The organism is Providencia sp. Me31A (genome assembly GCF_050487165.1).
GTDB lineage: Bacteria > Pseudomonadota > Gammaproteobacteria > Enterobacterales > Enterobacteriaceae > Providencia.
Genome location: NZ_JBKQGZ010000051.1, coordinates 1 through 5499 on the forward strand (window position 1 = coordinate 1; position 5499 = coordinate 5499).

Genomic DNA, 5499 nt, shown 5'->3' on the forward strand with positions numbered 1-5499 from the left:
TCATTTGTTGTATTTCACGGCTCACACTCTGTCTAACTTGCTGTGACACATTTTCAGACACGGATTTAAACTCAGTAACCGAGTCCATCATGGTCTCTATCGCTTTAGACAACTCTTTTTGCTGAGTTTCAGCAAATAACACCAATCCTAAAATTTTTTGATCTGTACTAATCGCCATAACCAAACCCTCGTTCCCGTTCAATAGTTTTTTCTTTGATAACGCTACGCTCTATCTCCTGTTTTTTTTCAGCTATATCCTGTTTTAAATCTGCGATAAAACTTTGCTCAAAGCGTTCTCGGTAATGCTCCATCGCTTGCTTATACTCGGAGAGCCATTTTTCATCATGAAAATCGATATACTGTATTTGCTCTTGCCCATATCGCTCAATATCAGACTGCTCCCGAAGCTGTTTTAGACTGAGTTTATCCTCGTCCGTGAGTCGTCCTGACGCTTCAAATCCCAAGTGATATTCTGGCAATCGTTCTATACCTTGATCAGCCAGTGAACGGTGATCTACGTGGGCGTTTTCAATTCCTAAATTTTCAACATAACGATTATGGGTATCAGCCCAACGCTCACGCAAATCAACCAGCGCCTCGCGCTGTTCAGTTAACGTTAAGCTATGCCCTGAATCCTTTTGTGCTCCGCCTCGCTCAGGGTATTTCGCATTAAACCGTTTAAAATATTGGTCTGGCGCGCGATCTATACCGTCATTCACGCGTAAACTCATCATCACATGCGCATGCGGCTGTTCCCCTCCGTCAATACTAGCGGTGGGATTGTGGATCGCTAACGTGTAAGCATGACGCTCGCCCAATTCACGGTTAACAAACTCACGAACCAGCCCAATTTGCTGCTCACTGTTCAATTCTCGGGGGAGCGCTATTTCAAACTCACGGTATGCCGAGCCATTTTTTCGCTCAAACTGATCGGCTGCTTGCCAGAAATGCTGAGGCTCCTCTTTTGCCCATGCTGGCATATTCCCATGCTCAACATGCACAAGATCGCCTCGATGCTGATATCGTCCCTCTCGAGTGATGTAATCGGCATGCGCGCCACCACGTCCTTTTGCACCAAACTTTACACTAAAATGGTAGGTCGCCATTTCTGGTTTTAGCCCCCTGCAAGGGCGCACGTTTCTCGCCGTAGGCAGAAACATATAAGTGCGCTATATACTATAGTGTCCATTGGCAGTATAGACGGAATTCTGATTTAATAGAAAGGCTAAAAATGAAAAATCGAGGTGAAGAATGCGCACAACGAATATTGAATGGGTCGCCAAAAGGATGGGATTGATTCGCAAGTTCAAGGAACAAACAACGCGACAAAGGGAAATTATCCGACTACTGGATATCGAAAACCGGACATCATTAGAGCAAAAACAACTCCATGTACTCGCCACGGCCGAAAAGAACGAATTACAACGGCAAGAAACCGCGCAACGACGGGCTGTACAAGAACGCATCTCCAATAAGAAAAAACGTCGCGAGCGCAATCATCAGATGTTCCTCTCTGCGGGGATGCTCACTCAATCAGGATTAGTCGATAAGGTGACCGGAAAGCCCAACTATGACCCAGAAAGACTCATTCAATCATTCACACTATTTAATCAAAAACTCCAAGAACGTGACAAGGAACAATCCGATAAATGACCAAACAAGAAAAAGCCGTCCTCAATATGGCTAAATTTCTCCAATCACAAAGTCTGCTTTTACTCGAAAAGCTCAATGAACTGGATTCAAATAATCTCGATGCAGAAACCAATCTGTGCGAAGAACTCCACGAACGGGCAGAATCACTACACCAACAACTGAGCGCAAAGCTAGAAAAGGAGTAGCCCTTTTACAATAGGCTCCGCCCTCCTGACGAGCTTCACAAAAATCGACTGATTTTCGGTGCTCTAGTCAAGATAGGCGAAACCCGACAGGACTCTAAAGATGCCAGAAGTTTCCCTCTGACGGCTCCCTCGTGCGCTCTCCTGTTCCCACCTTACAAGTTTACAGCCGGTTTTAATCCGCTCTTTCTGTCTTTGGGGGCGCTATCTCTCAGCTTCCCTGTACCGGCACTGCGCTTGTTTAGGTGGTTCGCTCCAAGCTGGGCTATCTGCACGAACTCCCCGTTTAGCCCGACTATCACGCCTGTTCAGGTAACTGTTCTCTTGAATCCAACCCTGACAGACACGTAAAAACGCCACTGGCGATAGCCATTGGTAACAGGGAGAATGAATTATTTCGCTGAAATCCTTGAAGTGTCACCGCAATAACGGCTAAACTATCAGAACAGAATTTGGTTTCAGTGGTGTTCAGACCCTGTTACCTCGGTTTAATGAGCCGGCAAGCTCAATAAACCAACTTTTAGAAAAACCGCCTTACGGCGGTTTTTCTTTTAAGAAAAGATACAATGAATGTTACGCAACCTCAAGACTTATCTCATTACGCTGAGTATCGCTATCGTTAACAAACTCATGATATAGCCGAAAAGAACGCCTTAATTGAGATTTTAGGCTAACACTCAATTTATTGAATGATACATTTCTTTCTAGCTTCATTAATATTTCGTCAATTTGATAATTATTAAAATCAATAAAATCATCACCAAAAAATGATGTCGCCCTATTAAACCTTGAAATAACATCATTTAAAGATTTTCTAGTTAGTTTTTTATTTGAATTTAACCATACCCTGAAATTATCTTTGTAATAAACCATTTTGATAGAGTTATTCTTTATATGATTATTTATGGTTATAGCTACATATTTAGCTAGCTCAACTGGTACAGCATTCCCAATCATTTGTTCCATGTTTGTTTTTGATCCTTTGAACTTAAAATTCTTAGGGAATGTTTGTATTCGAGCTCGTTCCAATGTGGTTAATGGTCTTACATTATTAGATACGCTAACGGGATCGCCAGAGTGACCAGTATAACCATCAGGTATTGGCCTATTAACACCTCTGATTGTCGGCGCAGGTTCATCTATAGAGAATACGCCTCTCCTATTATAATTCCTTGGATGCCTATAGTAATAACTAACCCCAAGTTCATCACCAAAATAATCCCTTACAGTCATACTTGTTTTTGATAAATTTTTATTTATATCATCCATGATAAAATCATCATCAGCACCTAAACATCCAATGACAAATAACCTTTTCCTTTTTTGAGGAACACCGCATTTACTAGCATCTAAAACAACTTCCGTTAAACCATACCCAGATTCTTTAAATATTTGTCTAACTACTGAATATGTACTACTTTTCAATGCACGATCCACATTTTCCATAACAAACCATTTTGGTTTTATTATTTTTATAATTTCTGAAAATGATAATGTTAGATTCGCCCTGTCTCCCTCAACCCTTAGCCCTGCATGACTAAAATCTTGACACGGAGGGCCACCTATAATCATATCAAACTCAAAACCAGCAAGCTCTTTGACTACATAATCAACGTTACTCAAGTCTAATTTTGTTATTGGGTGGCTAAAGTTATCTCTGTAGCACTCAATGGCAGGCTCCCAAAAATCATAAGCTCCAATAATCTCATTACCTCCCTTTTGAAACCCAAGAGAAAGCCCACCACAACCACTAAAAAGATCAATTATTCTCATAACACTCAAAACTCATTATCATATCCATATGTTGATACTAAGCTCATGATCAAAAGACGTCAATAAATAGACGTCCAAAGGTAAAAAAGTGAACAAAAAAGAATCTCTTTATGGTTTAAAAAACACAAACAGAAAAGACTGTGACTTGTGGGGTAAGAATCAGTTTAATAGTTCATTCCCAGCTTCATTAGCATGCTACATGAGAGATAACAACATTAAGCCAATCTATCTCTACTTAGATGAAAATTTAAAAGTAAAAGCTAAAGAGGTTTCTTTTGATTTTATATTTAATACAAAAATAAAAAATGATGATTTAACTTTTTCATTTGAGAGCAAATATGAACCATATCAACAATATGCATATGATGATATTCGCGGAATTGATTTAGTAATAAAGAAAGGAAATGATTACTTAAGAGCTTTAGAAATAAAGCTAACCGTAGTCCCTGATAATACAACATACAATGATAAGGAAAGCGAGTGGGGCTCTGAAATAGTAATAAGACCAGCAAGCACATCATATTGTGCATTAGGTATAATGCATTCATGCAAAGATGAATTCAAAGAAATAAGAAATATATTCGAAAAAACATGTGAGAACATACAGCACTGGAGTAATGAAACTGAAGTTTTATCCAAGAGAGAAGAGATAATAAAATGCCTAAATAAATTTCAATTGAATTTTAATAAATATCAGTCACCATTCCTAATGCAACCGATATGGAAAACTAAAGGGAAAACACCAATTTTAGATAAGAATGCATTTGATATTTTTATATGGAGTGATTTTGCTTTATGTAGAACATTTATCGACAGATCATCTAATAATAGCTCTTCTGCAAGTAGACTAATGAGGTCATCTGCTAGACTAACCAGAATTATTTATGAAATAGCAAGTAAAAATAAAACACATATAGATAGAATCTATACAGATATGAACTTTGGATATCAAAGTGACAAGGAGTTTTCTTTGAACGGAAAAGTTACAAGAACATACATGGATCACCCAAGAAGATCTAAGCCAAAGTTACCACCTTCCATCCTGAAAGAAATAATTTTAAATGGTGGTCAGAACAAATTAAGTCCAGAAAGACGTTTTGATCAAAGTGTTTATTACACTGCTGCACATATATTCGATGAAATGGAATAACTGATACCCATAAGACCCATTATGTTAAACGGGCAAGTTTAGTGTCTAAAACAGCCCGTTTATAACCATCAAAACGCCTACAATCAATTTTAAGCACTAAAAACACCCCGTAACACCCAAATCCACCCTGAAAGTTTAGAACGGTTTATAGAGCGTTTGAGGCCGTTTTTAACATTTTTTAATTTCAGGGAAAAAAGATACTGAAACACTTAAAAACCAAAGATTAGAATCCTGAAATGGACTCAAAAATTTTGTGTCCATTTCAGGATTGAACAAAGGGCTTGCCCTGCGTTAGAAAACGTCCTGTTTTTTACTGGTGTTATTGAGGCTCTTTGGCTTATCGACTAATTTTTCAATTTGTTGTTTTAAATGTAGTTGATCTCGGTATATCACATTTTGGTTCGCTTTAAGTACCTCTATCTGCTGATTGAAATACCACGAATTAAACACGGTTAAACCGGCGGCAAAAATAACGCCTGCGCCAATAAACCACCAAAATCGATTTTTTAATTGCCGGTACTCATGAAGAAGCGTTTCTCTCGCTGAAAAGGTTTCTTGATTAATCACATCCGCTTGTTGCTTAATCAGTGACGCGGTTTTTTCAATGGACTCATACGTTGCCGCTGTTTGATCGCCCAGTAATTGCCCGACATTCATTTGTTGTATTTCACGGCTCACACTCTGTCTAACTTGCTGTGACACATTTTCAGACACGGATTTAAACTCAGTAACCGAGTCCAT

6 protein-coding genes are annotated in these 5499 nt (G+C 38.9%); 3 read left to right on the top strand and 3 right to left on the bottom strand.

Translation table 11 applies throughout. From position 1 onward, the window contains the following. Positions 1–167: 167 nt before the first annotated feature. The gene (locus tag ACLPIE_RS22160; RefSeq protein WP_430263796.1) at positions 168–1106 is read right to left on the bottom strand and encodes a MobA/MobL family protein; all 939 of its coding nucleotides are present in this window, start codon (positions 1104–1106) and stop codon (positions 168–170) included. Between the two features lie 145 nt (positions 1107–1251). Here ACLPIE_RS22160 and ACLPIE_RS22165 point away from each other — a divergent pair, with 145 nt between their 5' ends. Together ACLPIE_RS22165 and ACLPIE_RS22170 are read left to right on the top strand one after the other, a co-directional pair. Further along, complete coding sequence (locus tag ACLPIE_RS22165) at positions 1252–1653, top strand: hypothetical protein (protein ID WP_430263797.1); 402 nt, start codon at positions 1252–1254, stop codon at positions 1651–1653. Continuing rightward, positions 1650–1838: a Rop family plasmid primer RNA-binding protein gene (locus ACLPIE_RS22170; protein WP_430263798.1), complete on the top strand. Its 189-nt coding sequence runs from the start codon at positions 1650–1652 to the stop codon at positions 1836–1838. The genes ACLPIE_RS22165 and ACLPIE_RS22170 overlap by 4 nt, the downstream gene beginning before the upstream one ends. 570 nt (positions 1839–2408) lie before the next feature. On the opposite strand, the gene ACLPIE_RS22175 is transcribed toward ACLPIE_RS22170, so the two are convergent. Further along, positions 2409–3608, bottom strand: a complete 1200-nt coding sequence (locus ACLPIE_RS22175; RefSeq protein ID WP_430263799.1) for a DNA cytosine methyltransferase — start codon at positions 3606–3608, stop codon at positions 2409–2411. Positions 3609–3696: 88 nt separating this feature from the next. Here ACLPIE_RS22175 and ACLPIE_RS22180 point away from each other — a divergent pair, with 88 nt between their 5' ends. Continuing rightward, positions 3697–4758, top strand: a complete 1062-nt coding sequence (locus tag ACLPIE_RS22180) for a HindVP family restriction endonuclease (RefSeq protein ID WP_430263800.1) — start codon at positions 3697–3699, stop codon at positions 4756–4758. 291 nt (positions 4759–5049) lie between these two features. Here ACLPIE_RS22180 and ACLPIE_RS22185 read toward each other — a convergent pair. Beyond that, the coding region (locus tag ACLPIE_RS22185; protein ID WP_430263801.1) for a hypothetical protein at positions 5050–5499 on the bottom strand (450 nt) is incomplete at its 5' end.

What these genes read in the sequence shown, in the direction of transcription:
- ACLPIE_RS22160 (WP_430263796.1), bottom strand. Translation starts at nt 1,106, where the DNA reads ATGGCGACCTACCATTTTAGTGTAAAGTTTGGTGCAAAAGGACGTGGT.
- ACLPIE_RS22165 (WP_430263797.1), top strand. Translation starts at nt 1,252, where the DNA reads ATGCGCACAACGAATATTGAATGGGTCGCCAAAAGGATGGGATTGATT.
- ACLPIE_RS22170 (WP_430263798.1), top strand. Translation starts at nt 1,650, where the DNA reads ATGACCAAACAAGAAAAAGCCGTCCTCAATATGGCTAAATTTCTCCAA.
- ACLPIE_RS22175 (WP_430263799.1), bottom strand. Translation starts at nt 3,608, where the DNA reads ATGAGAATAATTGATCTTTTTAGTGGTTGTGGTGGGCTTTCTCTTGGG.